At 58.8% G+C, this 16,142-nt stretch carries 14 protein-coding genes; 3 read left to right on the forward strand and 11 right to left on the reverse strand.

Annotated features, from left to right (window positions below):
- Positions 1-137 precede the first annotated feature (137 nt).
- Positions 138-1,430, forward strand: coding sequence for a metallophosphoesterase (locus HSW_RS05720; RefSeq protein WP_044001188.1), 1,293 nt, complete (start codon positions 138-140; stop codon positions 1,428-1,430).
- Here the strand turns inward: HSW_RS05720 and HSW_RS05725 are convergent.
- From HSW_RS05725 to HSW_RS05760, 8 genes are all read right to left on the reverse strand, one after another.
- Complete coding sequence (locus HSW_RS05725; RefSeq protein WP_044001189.1) at positions 1,427-1,699, reverse strand: barstar family protein; 273 nt, start codon at positions 1,697-1,699, stop codon at positions 1,427-1,429. The genes HSW_RS05720 and HSW_RS05725 overlap by 4 nt on opposite strands.
- 426 nt (positions 1,700-2,125) lie before the next feature.
- On the reverse strand, positions 2,126-2,995 hold the full coding sequence (locus HSW_RS05730) for an IS3 family transposase (RefSeq protein WP_044001190.1): 870 nt from the start codon (positions 2,993-2,995) through the stop codon (positions 2,126-2,128).
- Positions 2,996-3,032: 37 nt separating this feature from the next.
- Entirely contained in the window at positions 3,033-3,293 is a 261-nt protein-coding gene (locus HSW_RS05735) for a transposase (RefSeq protein WP_052346148.1), read from the reverse strand.
- Positions 3,294-3,580: 287 nt separating this feature from the next.
- The gene (locus HSW_RS05740; RefSeq protein WP_044001191.1) at positions 3,581-5,392 is read right to left on the reverse strand and encodes an ABC transporter ATP-binding protein; all 1,812 of its coding nucleotides are present in this window, start codon (positions 5,390-5,392) and stop codon (positions 3,581-3,583) included.
- A gap of 54 nt (positions 5,393-5,446) precedes the next feature.
- Positions 5,447-6,106 carry a DUF4279 domain-containing protein gene (locus HSW_RS05745; RefSeq protein ID WP_044001192.1) on the reverse strand — a complete coding sequence of 220 codons (660 nt, stop codon included), beginning with the start codon at positions 6,104-6,106 and terminating at the stop codon, positions 5,447-5,449.
- Complete coding sequence (locus tag HSW_RS05750; protein WP_044001193.1) at positions 6,107-6,412, reverse strand: putative quinol monooxygenase; 306 nt, start codon at positions 6,410-6,412, stop codon at positions 6,107-6,109.
- A 28-nt stretch (positions 6,413-6,440) separates the two neighbouring features.
- Positions 6,441-7,415, reverse strand: a complete 975-nt coding sequence (locus tag HSW_RS05755) for a proline iminopeptidase-family hydrolase (protein WP_155832839.1) — start codon at positions 7,413-7,415, stop codon at positions 6,441-6,443.
- A 91-nt stretch (positions 7,416-7,506) separates the two neighbouring features.
- Positions 7,507-8,301 carry an alpha/beta fold hydrolase gene (locus HSW_RS05760; RefSeq protein ID WP_044001194.1) on the reverse strand — a complete coding sequence of 265 codons (795 nt, stop codon included), beginning with the start codon at positions 8,299-8,301 and terminating at the stop codon, positions 7,507-7,509.
- Between the two features lie 277 nt (positions 8,302-8,578).
- Between HSW_RS05760 and HSW_RS05765 the strand changes: the two genes are divergently transcribed.
- Positions 8,579-10,804 (forward strand): xanthine dehydrogenase family protein molybdopterin-binding subunit, encoded by a 2,226-nt coding sequence (locus HSW_RS05765; protein ID WP_044001195.1) that lies wholly within the window; start codon positions 8,579-8,581, stop codon positions 10,802-10,804.
- Between the two features lie 308 nt (positions 10,805-11,112).
- Entirely contained in the window at positions 11,113-12,687 is a 1,575-nt protein-coding gene (locus HSW_RS05770) for a M28 family metallopeptidase (RefSeq protein ID WP_044001196.1), read from the forward strand.
- Positions 12,688-12,917: 230 nt separating this feature from the next.
- Here the strand turns inward: HSW_RS05770 and HSW_RS05775 are convergent, their stop codons facing one another.
- From HSW_RS05775 to HSW_RS05785, 3 genes are all read right to left on the reverse strand, one after another.
- Entirely contained in the window at positions 12,918-14,360 is a 1,443-nt protein-coding gene (locus tag HSW_RS05775; protein WP_044001197.1) for a carbohydrate-binding protein, read from the reverse strand.
- Between the two features lie 315 nt (positions 14,361-14,675).
- The gene (locus HSW_RS05780; RefSeq protein WP_155832841.1) at positions 14,676-15,071 is read right to left on the reverse strand and encodes a hypothetical protein; all 396 of its coding nucleotides are present in this window, start codon (positions 15,069-15,071) and stop codon (positions 14,676-14,678) included.
- A 158-nt stretch (positions 15,072-15,229) separates the two neighbouring features.
- A complete protein-coding gene (locus tag HSW_RS05785; RefSeq protein ID WP_044001199.1) occupies positions 15,230-16,090 on the reverse strand; it encodes a dienelactone hydrolase family protein in 861 nt (286 codons plus the stop codon).
- Positions 16,091-16,142 lie beyond the last annotated feature (52 nt).

The raw sequence follows: 16,142 nt of genomic DNA on the forward strand, positions 1-16,142 counted from the left end.
ATACAGCAAAATTTGTCCGGAGGCTGATTTCTGATGTCATACAGCCGTTTACATTTGCTGGGTATAGTTAGGGAAACTGAATACTGCCCGACTGCTTCCATGATGCCAGTACCGCAACTTCTGGCGAAAGCAACAACATGAAACGAACAAAGGCGGCCCTACTGGCACTGGTAAAATGGGGCGTAATTGGTTTGTGCGGCTATGGCCTAATCACTACGGCGGTTTTCGGGCAGGACAGTCTGGATGAAGAGGCGGGCGTGTATACCTACAGTTGGTCGGGGCTCGATGCCCTGTTCAACGAAGAAGAATTTGGCCTTTTCACGCATAAGCGGGCGCAAACTCCGCTGAATGGAACAGACGGGCCATATCTGCTGGGCACTACCCAGTTCAACATCGACGAGCACAACCAACTGACGAGCGCGCCGCTGGATATTCGTCGGCCGGTGCGCGTCCGGGTTCCTAACGCTGACCGGGACTCCTTCACCTGTGTGGTGCGCCCGGTGCATGCGCTACCGCCGCACACGTACCCCATGCCCGCCCGGCTGATTGCCCTTTCCGACATCGAAGGAAATTTCAATGCCCTGGCTGGTTTTCTGCAACGCAACGGCGTTGTTGACCGGCACTACAACTGGACGTTCGGGCAAGGGCATCTGGTGCTCAACGGTGATTTTATGGACCGGGGCGACGAGGTGACGCAGGTGCTGTGGCTGCTGTATAAGCTGGAGGGCCAAGCCGAGCAAGCGGGTGGAAAGGTACATTTCATCCTGGGTAACCACGAAATAATGAACCTCTACGGCGACGCTTCCTACGCGCAACGCAAATACATCGGGGCGGCCCAACGCATCAGCGGGGAGCCGCGCTGGGATAAAGCCGGACAGGCGCTGTATTCCCCGCAGTCGGAGTTGGGGCGCTGGCTAAGAAGCAAAAACGTTATTGAGCAGATTGGCCCTTACCTGTTCGTGCACGCCGGGCTTAAACCCAAACTGATTGAGAGCAACCTGGCGCTGGCGGACCTCAACCAGATTGCCCGTAAGTATTACGGTTTCCGAGCAGCCAAACGACTCGAGGGTTCCCGGGAAGGTATCGTCCTGAGTTCCTATGATAGCCCGTACTGGGATAGGGGTTTATCGATGAGCCTGCTGTACAAGGCCTTCTTTCTGGTGAATGATCCGTTGCACGCCGCGTACCATAGCACCACCCAGGCCGAGTTGGAGCAGGTGTTACAGTTCTATCACGCTTCCCGGCTGGTTATCGGCCATTCGGTAGTTGAGAATGTAATGACCGATTACGAAGGCAAAGTGCTGAAGATAGATGTTAAGCACGGCCAGGAAAAGCACAGCCCCCGCACCCAGGGCCTGCTGATTGAAAACGGGGCCGAATACCGGATAAACGCAAAAGGCGAGAAGGTCCGCATTGGCACTGCCGCTTAGCCCAGCACCATCCGCTTCGGACGCATTTCCTCCTCGTAATCCTGGATAACCTGCCGCAGAATCTCCATGTCGCGGGGGCAGCAGCGGGCAAATTCTTCCCAGTTCTTCATCGTGAGTACGGGCGGCATTTCCACAATAGCCACGATGGAATCCCAGAAGGCGTCCCAGCTTGGGCCGTACCATTCCTCAAAGCCCAGCTGCTCCTTGAATAGCTGGTGCAGCGCCACTTTGCTGGTAATGCCGGTCAGGTCGAGGGTCATAATGAGCATTAAAACACGGTTGAGAACTGCGTCAAACTGAACACACGCTGAATGCGCAGTTTTCAAAGGTGCCATCTAGTTTACAGGCGTAACTCGTGCACACCTCTTTTGCCATTCATTCCTAATCTTTTTATCGAAACAGCACCATGGTCGAAACTCAGCACAACTACTGCTGCAATTTTATTCTTTACCTCTTTCCACTGAAGTTTGCTATCAATATTCTCTTTTAAGCGTAGCCGTTTAGTTTTTAGGTTAGTGTCATTTTTTACACTTAGCAAACACGATTGGCCATTTTTTTCAACGATAATCTGTAGAGCTAGTGTGCCTGTTACATTTTTACCTTCCTCCGCGCTTAATGAAGCGGTAACAACGGAAATGAGAATCTGAGAATCAACCTTAGCTGTTTGGGGTGGTCCAGTAAAAATGGACAGTGCGCTAAGATAGGTTCGTTTTCAGGTCGTGTTCAAATTGGTGGGGCGAGCAGTAGCCGAGAGCGGAGTGGCGGCGGTCCAGGTTGAAGTAGGTATCTAGGTAGTGGGCCACTTCCAGACGGGCTTCTTCGAGGGAGGCAAACGCAGTGCCGTGGGGCAGCAGTTCGGTTTTGAGTGTGCTCCAGCCGGCTTCGGCCTGGGCGTTGTCGTAGGGGTTGCCCGGTCGGCTAAAGCTGGGCACGGCCCCGGCTTGGTCGATGCGGGTCCGGCAGGCGGCGCTGGTGTACTGACTGCCGCGGTCGGCGTGGATGATGAGGCCTGGTGCGGGCTGGCGCAGGGTCAGGGCCTGTTCCAGGGCTAGCAGCACGAGTTCGGTAGGCATCTGCGCGGCCAGGTGCCAGCCAACCACCCGCCGGGAACACGCGTCGCGCCACGTAGCCAGGTAACACCAGCGCCCGCCTACCAGGGGCAAGTAGGTGATATCGCCGACCCACACCTGGTCGGGGGCGGTGGGCGCGGGCCGGCCGAGCAGTTTGTTTTCGGCCACCACGGCGGCCGGGTCGGCCACGGTGGTACGGGGCCGATGCGGGCGGGTGCTCAACGCCCGCAGTTCATGCCGGTGTAGCCACGAGCGCAGCGCGTACCGGCCCACGGCATGCCCCTCGGCGTGTAGTTCAGCCCGCAAGCGCCGGGTGCCGTAGCGCCGGGCATGGCGTGTGAAAGCGGTATGTGCCGCTTCTTGCCACAGCCTAGCGGGCTGCGGCGGGCGGCGCCGCCACTGGTAATAGCCGGCCTTGCTCACGGCCAGTACCCGGCAGAGTACCTGCACCGGCCACGGCTCGGCACACCCCTCGATGAACCGGTAACGACTCATGATTGAGGCGGTTGCGCAAAGATGGTCACGACTTTTTTTAAATATCACGCTCCATTTCCACGCGCTTGAGCTCGGCGCGCAGGTGCTTGATTTCGTCACGTTCGGCGCTACTAGGCACGGCCTGCTCCAACGCCAGGCGCTGCCAGCGCCCCAGCAGGGCGGGCGAAATGCCTTGCGCGCGGGCCACATCGCTTTGCCGAGCACCGGTCGCCACTTGGCGCACGCATTCGGCCTTGAACGCCGGCGTATATTTCTTGCGGGTATCGGGTGCCCCGCCAGGATTCGATTTTTCAGTCATGGGCAGCGGAAGTTAAGACTTCGCACTGTCCGTTTTAGCTAGACCACCTCAGTTACAGTATCACTCTCAAGACTAAACTGATCAGTATTACAGCCGTTAAACTTCTCGGAAAAGAGATTTTGTCCATAGCTACTAGTTACTAGTAGACTAAATAAAATAGCTAGTACCAGTTGGGTAAAGGACAACTTTTTGAGTTGTGAAGGGCAATCCAGAGTGTGCATAACAGCAAATTTTAGAAGATAGCCAAAGATATAAGGTGACTAATTACTGGTTAGCTACTAGTGTATTTACCCCGCTGTGTCGCCCACTTCATCCTCGTCGTCCACCATCACGCGGGCTAGTTTCTCGATGTTGAGGCTGCGGGCGGAGGCGTCGAAGATTTCGCGGTAGGTGCCGCGTAGGTCGTAGAGGTACTCGTGGGTGCCGCTTTCCACCATGCGGCCCTGCTTCATCACGTAGATGCAGTCGGAATCGACAATCTGAGCGAGACTGTGGGAGATGATGACCACTGTGCGGCCCTTTTTGATGGCGTCGAGGGAGTTTTTGATCTGCTCGGTGGCAATGGCGTCGAGGGAAGCGGTGGGCTCGTCGAGGAAGATGATGGGTGGGTTTTTGAGGAATAGCCGCGCAATGGCAATGCGCTGCTGCTGCCCGCCGGATAGCTGCTGGGCGTCGGACTGGTAGCCGTTGGGCAACTCCATGATCTGCTCGTGCAGGTAGGCCTGGCGGGCGGCGGCCTTGATCTGGTCGAGGGTGGCATCCATCACGCCGTAGCGGATGTTCTCCTCGATGGTGCCCTTGAAAATGTGGTTTTTCTGGAGCACCAGCCCGATTTGCCGGCGCAGGGCGTGGGTGTCGTAGTCGGCCAGCGGGCGGCCGTCGAGCAGCATCCGGCCCGAGTCGGGGGCGTAGAACTTGCAGAGCAGGTTGATGACGGTGCTCTTGCCGGCCCCGCTCAACCCCACCAGCGCGGTGGTTTTGCCGGCCTCAATGGTCAGGCAGACGTCGTGCAGGGCCTGGGTGCCGCTGGGGTAGGTGAAGTCCACATTACAGATGTCGAAGGTGCCGCATAGGTGGTCGGGCCGGAGCGGGCCGGTGGGCTCCACGGCGTCCTCGGCGTCCAGAATGTCGAAGAAGCCCTCGGCATAGGTGAGGGCGTCGTTCATTTCATCATAAATGCGGTGCAGCTGCCGAATGGGGGCTGATACGTTATTGAACAGCAGGATGTGGAACATGATGGCCCCGATGCTGATCTGCCGATCCAGCACCAGATAGGCCGTCAGGATGATGATGAGCACCACCCCGATCTGTTCGGTGAAGGTTTTGAGGCCGTCGTAGAGGAAGTTGGTTTTGCGGGTCTGGAGTTGGGCTTCCTGGAGGTTCTGCTGCACTTGGGTCTGCTTCTGCTCCTCGTAGTCCTCGCGCACAAAGCTCTTGATGACCACGGCCGAGTCGATGAGATTCACGAGGCCCTGGCTGCGGGCTTCGCGCAGACCACGCAGGGCCCGGCGGGTTCCGTTGAGCTTATCGGCTTGGCGGTAGCTGAGCCAGAAGTACACTGGCAGCACCGCCACCGCCACCAGCCCCACGTACAGATTGTTGGCAAACATGACCACCAGGGCCACAATGGAGTTGGCAAACAGCGGCAGAATATCAATGAAGAAGTTCTGCACCAGCTTCATCAAACTCTCCACGCCTCTATCAATTCGGGTCTGAAGCTTGCCGGTCTGGTTGCCGCTGTCGGAGTAGAAGCCCAACTGGTAGCTGAGCACCTTGTGCACCGCGTCGCGCACCAGCGTGCTGGACACATTGATGCGGATTTTCTCACCGTAGAACTTCTGCCCGAACTGGATGCCGGTGTTGATGATTTCCTTGCCCAGCAGCAGCCCGCTCACCAGCAGCAGCAACTCCGCGCCCTCGGCCAGACCCTGGTTACGGTCCAGCAAACCCTGCACCGTGTCCACGGTGTAACGCAACACAAACGGATTGACTTGCGCCGCCAACGAGCCTACCAGCGTGAGGAGCAGCGTGGCAAGTACGAGTCCCCGGTACGGACGCACGTACGGCAGCAGGCGCTTAATAATTTCCCAAAGACTCATGCAGCAGCGGCTAAGTAAGCAGTAGCCGGTTAGACGAGCGGGGCGGGGTGGGGGTTATTCGTCAATGACTTCCGGCCAGAAATTGCCTTCTACATACAGATCAAAATCCAACGCTAGATTCAGATTACTGATCCGTTTCAATGTGCGCGCATCCAGAAAATGCCCACCGAGCACAGTGTTGCCGTTGTGGAAATACGAGGCCACGCGGATTATACACTCTGTTTCGTTAGCTAGGGCTCTGATGCCATCCGCATCCTGTTCCAGTAAATCAAGCAGCTTGCCGACATGATTTTCGAAGGTGTCAGGCTCATGGTGTGGTCGAAAATCAACCACACTATGTGTATACTTGAAAGTACCCCGACGGCTGTCTCCTCTTGTATATTGCCTCAGCGGAGTAAGTGAGGTAAGCTGTAACATGTGGGCCGTAGTTAGCTTCTCAGAAGTAGCCCGGAGCCAGACGTCGTGAAACGCCTCAGTGTGCACGTTGGTAATTTTAGCGGCCGTGGTATCTATGCTGATAGCCAGATAAAACCTGGTTTCCTCAACTGCTAGATACGCTGTAGCATATCCCTCTTTTGTATCTGCAATGTGCAGGACTACTGCTTCACCTTCTTGTTGTTCGATGCGGTGGATAGTCAAGAACTGCTTGGTTACTTCCCAAGTTGGGGTAGTGAGTTCCTGTGCAATTAACTGTTTAACCAGTGGTCTTATCATTCAATTGAATAGTGTCTGCTCCTCCACCATATAGTGGTTCATTTCTTGAATACTGGCGTAAAACGGCTTCACCAGCTGAAAAAACGCCCCGAACTCCGCGCTTTTGCGGAAGCCCTGCAAGTGCTGCTCCACTGAGGTCCACTCGATACGCCAGATGAATAGCTCGGCATCTTCCTCACAGTGGGCGAGTTCGTAGCGCAGGCAGTCGGGCGCGGCAGCCAATAGCTCGTTGGCACGCCGGATGGCTTCAATAAACGCCGGCTGCTGCCCGGCGGTAATACGGTAGCGGATGTATTCGACAGTCATGGCAGGAAGCGAAAAAGGTCAACTGAAGTTACCCTTTTCGCTCCGTTTTCCGCAGGAACTTGATCAAGGCCGGGAAGTAGTGCTCGGGGTCGTCCCACATGGCGTAGTGCGAGCCCTCGGGGCAGACGTAGGCCTGGCAGTTGGGAACGTGCTTTTGCATGTAGGCAATATCGGCCGGCGGCACGAAGTCGTGCTGCGCGCCGATGACCAGCGTAGGCGGCTTGATGGTGGCCAGCCGGTCGGAGAAATCCCAGGCCAGCATAAAGGGCATGAAGGTGGCCGCGTAGGTGCGGGTAATGTGGGCTTGGCTGCGCGTGAAGATGGGGTGCTCCGGCACCCGGCGCATCATATGCAGGCTGCGAAACTCCTTGGTAACGGCCGGCGTGATGTAAGCCACCAGCCGGGGCAGCCCCATCGTATCGAGGCCGGCAATGACCTTGCCCTCCTGCGCCGCCTGCCGCCGAATGATATCCGCGTATTGGCTGAATCGGTGTTTGTTGAACACCGTGGCCTTGTAGCCGATGTTGGATGTGATGAGTCCTTTGATATGTTCGGGATGCTTGGCCGCGTATTCCAGGGCCAGCATCCCACCCCAGGAGTGGCCCAGCAGGTAGAGCTGATCCAGCCCCAGGCCCTGCCGCACCTGCTCTACTTCCTCCACGAAGCGCGCAATGGTCCAGATGCTCAGGTCGTCGGTCTTATCAGAATGGAAGGAGTTGAGCTGGTCGTAGTAATAGATTTCCACCCCTTCCTTGGCCAAATACTGCGGGAAGTTCTCAAAGTACTCATGGGTGTTGCCGGGGCCGCCGTGCAGCACCAGCAGCTTGATTTTGCCCGCGCCCACCTTCTGGGTCCACACCTTGTACTTGCCGTCGATGGATATCATGTTCACCCCGGGGGCCGTCAGCTTGGCGGCGTAGCTGCTGTCGGGGGCGGGCGACTGGGCGCTGGCGAAAAGCGGGAGAATAAGCAGGAAGGGGAGTAGCAGCAAACGAAGTAGCACGGAAGGATAGGGTAAGAGTGGAAATCGGACGGGCCGAATATCCGCAAAGATTCCCTTTTCAGGGTAGCTGGCCGTGCGTGAGCCGTTGTTATCAGGCCGCCATGAAGGCTTCCAGGGCGGTTAGGGTCTCGGTGGGGGCACTTACGTGGGGGCAGTGGCCGGCTACAGGCAGCGTAATGAGGGTAGCGTTGGGCAGGCAGGCCTTCAGAAAATCACCTACCTCGAGGGGAGCAATCAGGTCCTGGGCGCACTGAAGCAGTAGGCAGGGTGTTTTCAGACGTGCAACGTCCTGGCGGTTATCCGAAAGAAACGTGACGCGCGCAAACTGCTTGGCAATGGAAGGGTCGTTCTGGCAGAAGCTATGCGCCAACTCGGCGGTAAGATTAGGCCGGTCGGGGTTGCCCATAATGAACGGCGCGAATGAATCGGCCCAGCCTACAAAGTCCTGCTCCATAAACCGCAGCATATCCTCCATATCCTGCCGGTCAAAGCCACCCCGATAGCCAGCCTCGTTAAGGTAACAGGGAGAAGGGCAAAGCATCAGGATCTGCTGAAAAAAAACAGGCTCCTTAATAGCAGCGAGCATGCCAATCATGGCTCCTACCGAATGCCCAATGAGCGTAACGTCATGCAGGTTTAGCTCCTGGCAGATGTCCAGTACATCCTGAGCGTAACTGTCGAGGGACGTGTACTTGCCTGGATCGTAGGCGGCCACGTCGGACAGGCCAGCTCCCACATGGTCGAAAAGTACCAACTGAAAATGCTCGTAAAAGGCTGGCGTAACGTAGTGCCAGATGCTTTGGTCACAGCCGAAGCCATTCACGAACAGCAATGTCCGGGAGCCCCGTCCGGTTACGCGTACATTGTTGCGTTTGAGCACGTTCATAGCATGTAACCAACTTAAGGAGTAGGAGTAAGGTAGTTACGAAAACCCGGTGGCAGAGTCAATATATTGTCAAAATAGGATATATGCTTTCGGGCTGTTTCTCCGGTTGGTGGCAAGAATGACCGAAGTCGTTTCAGAATAGGAAAAAACAGGGGTAACAAGCGTAACACGATTGTTCAGTGCAGCATTGTGCTGCCTACAGCCGTAAATACAGGCATACTTGGGCCAAATAGCCAATAAACATCAGCCCGGACCTCATTGAGCCGCAACTATAGCAATGGACGATAAACAACCTGCCGCTCCCAGTATCGGCCAGCCCCTCAGCCGCGTAGACGGCCGCCAGAAAGTAACCGGCCAAGCCCGCTACGCTGCCGAGCATGCCGTGCCCGGCGTGATACACGGTGTACTGCTGACGAGCAGTATTGCCCGGGGGCGCATCAAAACGCTGGATACGGCGGCGGCCGAAAAAGCGCCCGGCGTGCTGGCCGTTCTCACCCACCGCAACTCGCCCGGCGTGCCCGCATACCGGGATGCCCAGGCTAACAGCAACCCCCGGCTGGAAGGGCAGGAACTGCGTGTGTTCCACGACGACCAGATTCACTTCAGCAACCAACCCGTGGCCCTGGCCATTGCCGATACGCTAGAACACGCCCAGCACGCCGCCGCGCTGGTGCGGGTGCAGTACGAGGCCATAAAGCCTGAAACCGACCTCAGCGCCCACCGCAGCCGTGCCATCAAACCCAAAAAAGCCGACGACTACCTGCGCGGCCAGCCCGATGCCTACCGGCAGGCCCCGGTGCGAGTGGAGCAGGAGTACCGCACGCCGGTGCAGGTGCATAACCCCATGGAGCCGCACGCCACCATTGCCCGCTGGGACGGCCCGGAGCAACTCACGGTGTACAACAAAACCCAGGCCCCGGCCCTGGCCCGGCAGGATCTGATGCGCATGTTTCAACTGCCCGAAGCCGGTGTGCAGGTACATTCCCCGTTTGTAGGCGGCGCGTTTGGCGGGGCTTCCCGCATCTGGCCCCAGGAAGTAGCCGCTATTCTGGGGGCGAAGCTGACGGGCCGGCCGGTGAAGGTGGCCCTTCGGCGCGACCAGATGTTTAATCTGGTGGGCTACCGGCCCTATTCCATCCAGAAAGTGGCCTTGGGAGCTACGGCCGATGGACAGCTGACAGGCATCACGCATGAAGCCTTGGGACAGACTTCCCGCCATGAAGAGTTTGCGGAGCGCATCGTGGACCCCACCAAATCATCCTACCGCTGCCCTAACCTCAATACCAAATACCAGCTGGTGCCCCTTGACCTGAGCACACCCGCCTGGACGCGCGGCCCCGGCGAAGCCAGCGGCTCGTTTGCCATGGAATCGGCTATGGATGAGCTGGCCTATGCCCTAAAGATGGATCCGCTGGCGTTGCGGCTGCGGAACTTTGCCGACGTGGACCCCGTGGGCGACAAGCCGTGGTCAAGCAACCAGCTGCGCCAGTGCTACGAGCGGGGTGCCGAAAAATTCGGGTGGAGCAAGCGCCCTGCTCCGCCCCGCGCCACCCGTGACGGGGAGTGGCTGGTGGGCTGGGGCATGAGTATGGGCATCTATAAATCGGAGCGCACCAAGGCCAGTGCCCGGGCCCAGCTCTTTGCCGATAGCCGTCTGCTGGTACAAAGCGCCACCGCCGACGTAGGGCCCGGTACGGCTACCATTATGAGCCAGATTGCGGCCGATGCCAGCGGCATACCGGTGGAAAACATCCGGTTTGAATTAGGCGACTCCGCCTTGCCGCCCGCGCCGGGGCAGTTCGGCTCGCACACGGCCACTTCGGTGGGTACAGCGGTGCACGCCGTGTGCACCGCCCTGCGGCAACAGCTGCTGGACTTGGCTGTGCGCAACCCCGAATGGACGAAGCACAAGCTGCAACCCGATGACCTAACGCTGGAAAACGGAGTAGTGCGCCAGACGCGGCGGCCCAAGGAGCAGCTCACCAATTCCGACCTGTTGCGCCGACACAGCCTCATGGGCCTCGACCTCACCCGCGAAGCCGACAAAGGCCCGGAGCAGGAAAAATACTCGGGCAAGTCGTTCTGCGCCAATTTTGTGGAGGTGCGGGTGCACAAAGCCACCGGGCAGGTGCGGGTGAGCCGGGTAGTGTCGGCGCTGGACGTGGGGCGGGTGCTGAATCCCAAAACGGCCCGCTCCCAGGTGTACGGCTCAGTAGTATGGGGCATCGGCATGGCCCTGATGGAGCAGGCCCGCATGGACCACCGCTTCGGCCGTTACCTAAACAACCAGCTGGCGGAGTACCACCTGCCCGTGGCCGCCGACGCGCCAGATATTGACGTCCTTTTCATCGATGAGCCCGACCAGCACCTCGACCCAATGGGCGCGAAGGGCATGGGCGAAATCGGACTGATTGGTTTCACGGCGGCCGTCGCCAATGCTGTGTACCACGCTACCGGCAAGCGCATCCGGGAACTGCCCATCACGCCGGATAAGCTGGTGTAGGAGTAACAGGGGATAAGTGAAGAGTAACAGGTAAAGGAGTAACAGAAAGAACGTCATTCCGAGCGGAGCCGAGGAATCTCGCGTGCTGATGTTGCAATGGTAGTACATACGTCAGCACGCGAGATTCCTCGCGCTGCTCGGAATAGCGTTCTATTCGGAGTGATGTTCCCGCCGAAGTGATATTCTACCTGGAATGACGGTTTGTATGGCTCCCAACCCAGGCTTTTGCCTGAACTGGCTGGCGGCGCAACGTGGGCGGGTTTTCCGGTTCTTTAGCATCCTGAACATCCACTCTACAACCAACCCGAATGAACACATTCCGACTTCTCGCCCTGGCCGGTGGCTTGGCAGCTGCCGCTCCGGCGCTGGCCCAGCAAGGCACCAAAGCCGACCCGGCCATGCTCGCCAAAATCAAGGACGAGGGGATGAACCGCTCCAAAGTGATGGAAACGGCCTTCTACCTCACCGATGTGTGCGGCCCACGCCTAGCCAACTCCGAGGGCCTGACCCGCGCCAACCAGTGGACACAGAAGCAGCTCACCAGCTGGGGCCTCACCAAGGCCACCATTGAGCCCTGGGGCACCTTCGGCCGCGGCTGGGACATCGAGAAGTCGTACGTGGCCATGACGGCGCCGTACTACCACACCCTCATCGGGGCACCCAAAGCCTGGACGCCCAGTACCAACGGCCCGCTGAAAAAGCAAGTGATTGTGGTAAAAGCCACCACCGAGGCTGAGTTGGAGAAGTACAAAGGCCAGCTGCGCGACAAGATTGTGCTGCTGGACGTGGCCAATCCGCCCAAAACCAGCTTCGAGCCCGACGCTAAACGCTACACCGCCGAGGAACTGCAGAAAATGGCCGACTTCAAGCCTGAGCCGCCCGCAGCCAAGCCCGACGACGCCGAAATGGAGAAGCGTATGGCCCAACGCCGCACCATGATGGCCCTGCGCACGAAGATGTCGGACATGATTCTGAGTGAGGGTGCGGCGGCTATCCTGAGCACCCGTGGCGGCTCCGATGGGACCTTCTTCACCAGCAACGGCGCACCCTACGCCGCTGATGCCAAGCCCGTGCTGCCCGAGTTGGAAATGGCTCCCGAAGACCAGCTGCGCCTGATTCGGCTGGTAGATGCCGGTATTCCGGTAGAGTTGGAGCTGGAAACTCGCACCAAATTTCAGAGCCAGGATCTGAAAGGCTACAATGTGGTAGCTGAAATTCCGGGCACCGACAAAAAGCTGAAAAGCGAAGTTGTAATGCTGGGTGGCCACCTCGACTCCTGGCACGCTGCCACCGGCGCCACAGACAATGCCGCCGGCTGTGCTGTGATGATGGAAGCCGTACGCATCCTGAAAGCCAGCGGCGTACAGCCGCGCCGGACCATCCGCATTGCGCTGTGGGGGGAGGAGGAGCAGGGCTTGTTCGGCTCCAGAAACTACGTGAAAAACCACTTTGCCGACCCCGCCACTATGAAGCTGCTGCCCGACCACGAGAAGCTGGCCGCGTACTTCAACCTTGATAACGGGGCCGGTAAAATCCGGGGCATCTACGCGCAGGGCAATGAGGCCGCCGCGCCTATCTTCCGGGAGTGGCTTCAGCCCTTCGCCGACCTGGGGGCTACTACCGTGACGCTGCGCAACACCGGCGGCACCGACCACCTTTCCTTTGACGCCGTGGGCCTACCAGGCTTCCAGTTCATTCAGGACCCGCTGGACTACGGCACCCGTACCCACCACACCAACATGGACACCTACGAGCGGCTCCCCGCCGACGACCTCAAGCAGGCCTCGGTACTGGTAGCTTCCTTCGTGTACCAGGCCGCCATGCGCGACGCCAAACTGCCCCGTAAGCCCTTGCCTGCCGCCAAGCCTGAGCAGCGGATGTAGGGCAAAGGTGAAGTGGTGAAATGTAAAGGTCATTACGAGGCCGGAGGCCGAAGTAATCTGTCCTTCACGAAGTACAATACCTCTGACCTACACAAAAGCCCCTGACGCCAACTCGGACGTCAGGGGCTTTCTGCTGTGTAAGGCGTGAACCATGGAAGAGTAATGGACACTATGAGGCATATTCGAGCCTCACAAGTTCACCGCTTCACTAGTTTACTTTACCCTTGCTTCTACTGCACCACCAATTTCTTCGTGGATTTGCTGGTGGCGGTGGTTACCTGAATCAGGTAGATGCCACTGGTCAGACGCAGGCTGCGGTCCACCTCAAGGTAGGAGCCGAAAACTGTATTCTGCCACACCTGCTTCCCGCTCACATCCAGAATCTGCACGGTGGCGGGCTGAGTCTGGTCATGGTTCTGTAGTTGAATGGTGAGCGGCGCGCCGGCTATCTGCGGGTTAGGGAATACGGCTACATCCAAGGCTTCCGTTTGGGCCGGGGCTGCCGTGGTGCTAGCGGCGCGGGCACTACCGGCCGGCGTAATTCGAATCCAGTTGAGGTTCCAGCCGCCGGTCTGGGCAAATACCCCGAAGTTGTAGGTACCCGCATTCACGTAAACCGTCCGGGAAACCGTAGTCCAGTTCTGCCAGCCACCGGTGGCCGGAATGGCCATGTTGCCCAGTTGCACCGCACCCGCATTCAGGTCCGATGAGAGCGTGCCGCCCGAGGGGCTGGCCACGCGGTATTCCAGCAGATAGTTGCCGGAAGTCGGGAAGTTCACGCTGTTGTAGGCCATCCAGTCGCCGGCGTCAACATAGGCCACGTTCTGGCCCCCGCCGGCATCGGTAGTGGTTTCCAGCTGCACTCCGTTCATGGCCGAGTAGCTTTCGGCCTGAATAGTCTTGCTGGTGGCGGCGGTGGTTTTCTGGTAAACGCGCACGTAATCCACGTACATGGTGGCGGGAAGCTTGCTTTCATCCACCGTCTGCCCGGGCCAGTTGCCGGCCACGGCCAGGTTCAGGAGCAGGAAGAAGGGCCGCTGAAATTCCTCGGTGCCGCCCGCATTGTTGCTGATGTTGATTTCGTGGAACTTCACCCCATCCACAAACCAGCGGATATACGCCGGCTCCCACTCAATGGTGTAGACGTGGTAGTCCTGGGGCGTCGTCACGATGTTGCCGCCGTACTCGGCGTGGCCGTTATTGTCCCAGTGCACGGTGCCGTACACCTTGTTTTCGGCGTTGATGTGCTCCATCACGTCAATTTCGCCGCAGGCCGGCCAGCTAACCGTGTTGATGTTGCTGCCCAGCATCCAGAAAGCCGGCCACAAGCCTTGGCCCAGCGGGAGCTTCATGCGAGCCTCAATTTTGCCGTACCGGAACTCCTTGGTACCCTGCGTTTTCATGCGCGACGACGTGTACGGGTAGCCGCCCACATTTTCCTTCCGGGCCGTAATCTGCAGGATGCCGTTGGCCACGGTGGCGTTGGCGCGCTGGTAATACTGCTTCTCGTTGTTGCCCCAGCCGCCGCCGCCGGTTTCAAACACCCAACTCGGGCTGATGCCGGAGGTAAATTCATCGGCCCATACCTGCTGGTAGGTTTGAGCCTGGGAAGAGAAGGAGCCAAGCACGCACAAGGCAGCGGCTCCCAACAGGGAGGTAAACGAGTGTTTCATTGGTTGTGTGGGATTTGGTGGATAAGGAGCAGTGAAAACGCTCGGGCTGGGCCCAAACCGTCCCGTTGCTAAGGCGCTGGGATTGGCTAAGGTTTCACCCATTTTCCATCAAATGCAAGCCCTGCGCTAATGCGTAATTGCCATCTGCCGATGAGGTTATACACCTACCGCACAACGCTCAAACCGCCACACACCGGCAAAAAAGCGGCCCGCGCAGCTGGGTAGCTGGCGGGCCGGTGCGGCTAAAAAACAAGAAAAAAGTGCGGGCGTTGCAGTGCAGTAAGGGCGTCTGCTGTAGCGTTGCCGACCCACCTGTTACGGAAGCAGTTCCCGCAGCTCTACTGTCATACGAAGCAAAGCGGCTTTGTCAGCGGCAGATGATAAGCCGGAATAGTCGATGTGGCCCTGGTCGTAGCGGCGCAGGAAGTCCCGGATGGCTGGCTTGCTCAAGTACTGTAGCGACGAAGCCGCCGGATGCCAGCCACGTTGCGTTTTCCACCAAGTAAAGTCGGCCTCGGTATTTTTATCTGCAGCGGCGGCAGTACCCGTCGGAAATAGGGGCTGCTGCTGGATGTGCTCCACAAACTCGTCCGGTAGCCGTACCGCATGCTGCGCCAGGTAGTGTACCAAGCTTTCGGGCCAGTAATAGGTGCCGTCGGTGCAGCCGGTAATATGTAAGTTTTGGCCGCAGCCGAACAGGCAGGTTTCCATACCCATCCAGTAATGCAGTTTTCGCTCTTGTTGCAGATAGCGCAACGTTGCGAGACGCATTGTTTCCGGCCAGGTTTCGTCCACGAAGCAGGCTACATCCGGGTACTGTGGCCGCAGCAGACTGCGCCATTCCCCCATTCCAACCAACCCGACGGCCATTATCCCAACTGCTCCTTAAACAGTTTCAGGGTGCGGCCCCAAGCCAGCTGGGCGGCTTCGGCGTTGTAGCGAGCGGGGGAGGAGTCGTTGTTGAAGGCATGGTTGACGCCCTCATACACGTACTGCTCGTATTGCACGCCGGCCGCTTTCAGGGCGGCGGCCCAGGCGTCTTTGCCGGCGTTTACCCGCTCATCGAGGCCAGCATAGTGCAGCAGCAGATGCGCCTTGATGGCGGCGGCTTCGGGAGCGGCGGGCTGGGTGCCGTAGTAGGCCACGGCCGCATTCAGCTGGGCATCATGCACGGCGAGGCTGTTGGCCATGGCCCCGCCCCAGCAGAAGCCCACGCAGCCAGTCTTGCCGTTGGTGTCGGGGCGCTGGCGCAGGTAGCGTAAAGCCGCCAGGTAGTTATTCAGATTCTGCTGCTTATCCAGTTTGCCGATAAGCGTGCGGCCCTCGTCCTCGTTGGCGGGCGTGCCCCCGAACACCGACAGCGCATCCACGCCCAGCGCGAGGTAGCCGGCCTGGGCCACGCGCCGGGTTACGTCCTTGATGTGCGGCGTCAGGCCCCGGTTTTCGTGGATGACGACCACTGCGCCGCGCTTCTTCTTGCCCTTCGGATGCACCAAATAGCCTTTCATGGTCACGCCCGCGTCGCCGGGCCAAGTTACTTCTTCGGTTATCAGGTCGTCGGCCTGCTCGCTTACGGTAGCGGCCTGGGCGTAGCCCGGCTCCAGCACGGCCAGGGCCGCCGCTGCCAGAGCCGCGCCGCCCGCCAGCTTATGCAGCCGGTCCAGGAAGTCGCGCCGGCCGAGCGGGGCGTGGGTGTATTCGTCGAAGAGGTTGATAATGCGCTGATCCATGCGGCTGTGGGGAAGAAGTGGTGGTGGAGAAAGATAGACAAACCCGCCCGAA

This window comes from Hymenobacter swuensis DY53, from assembly GCF_000576555.1.
Lineage (GTDB): Bacteria > Bacteroidota > Bacteroidia > Cytophagales > Hymenobacteraceae > Hymenobacter > Hymenobacter swuensis.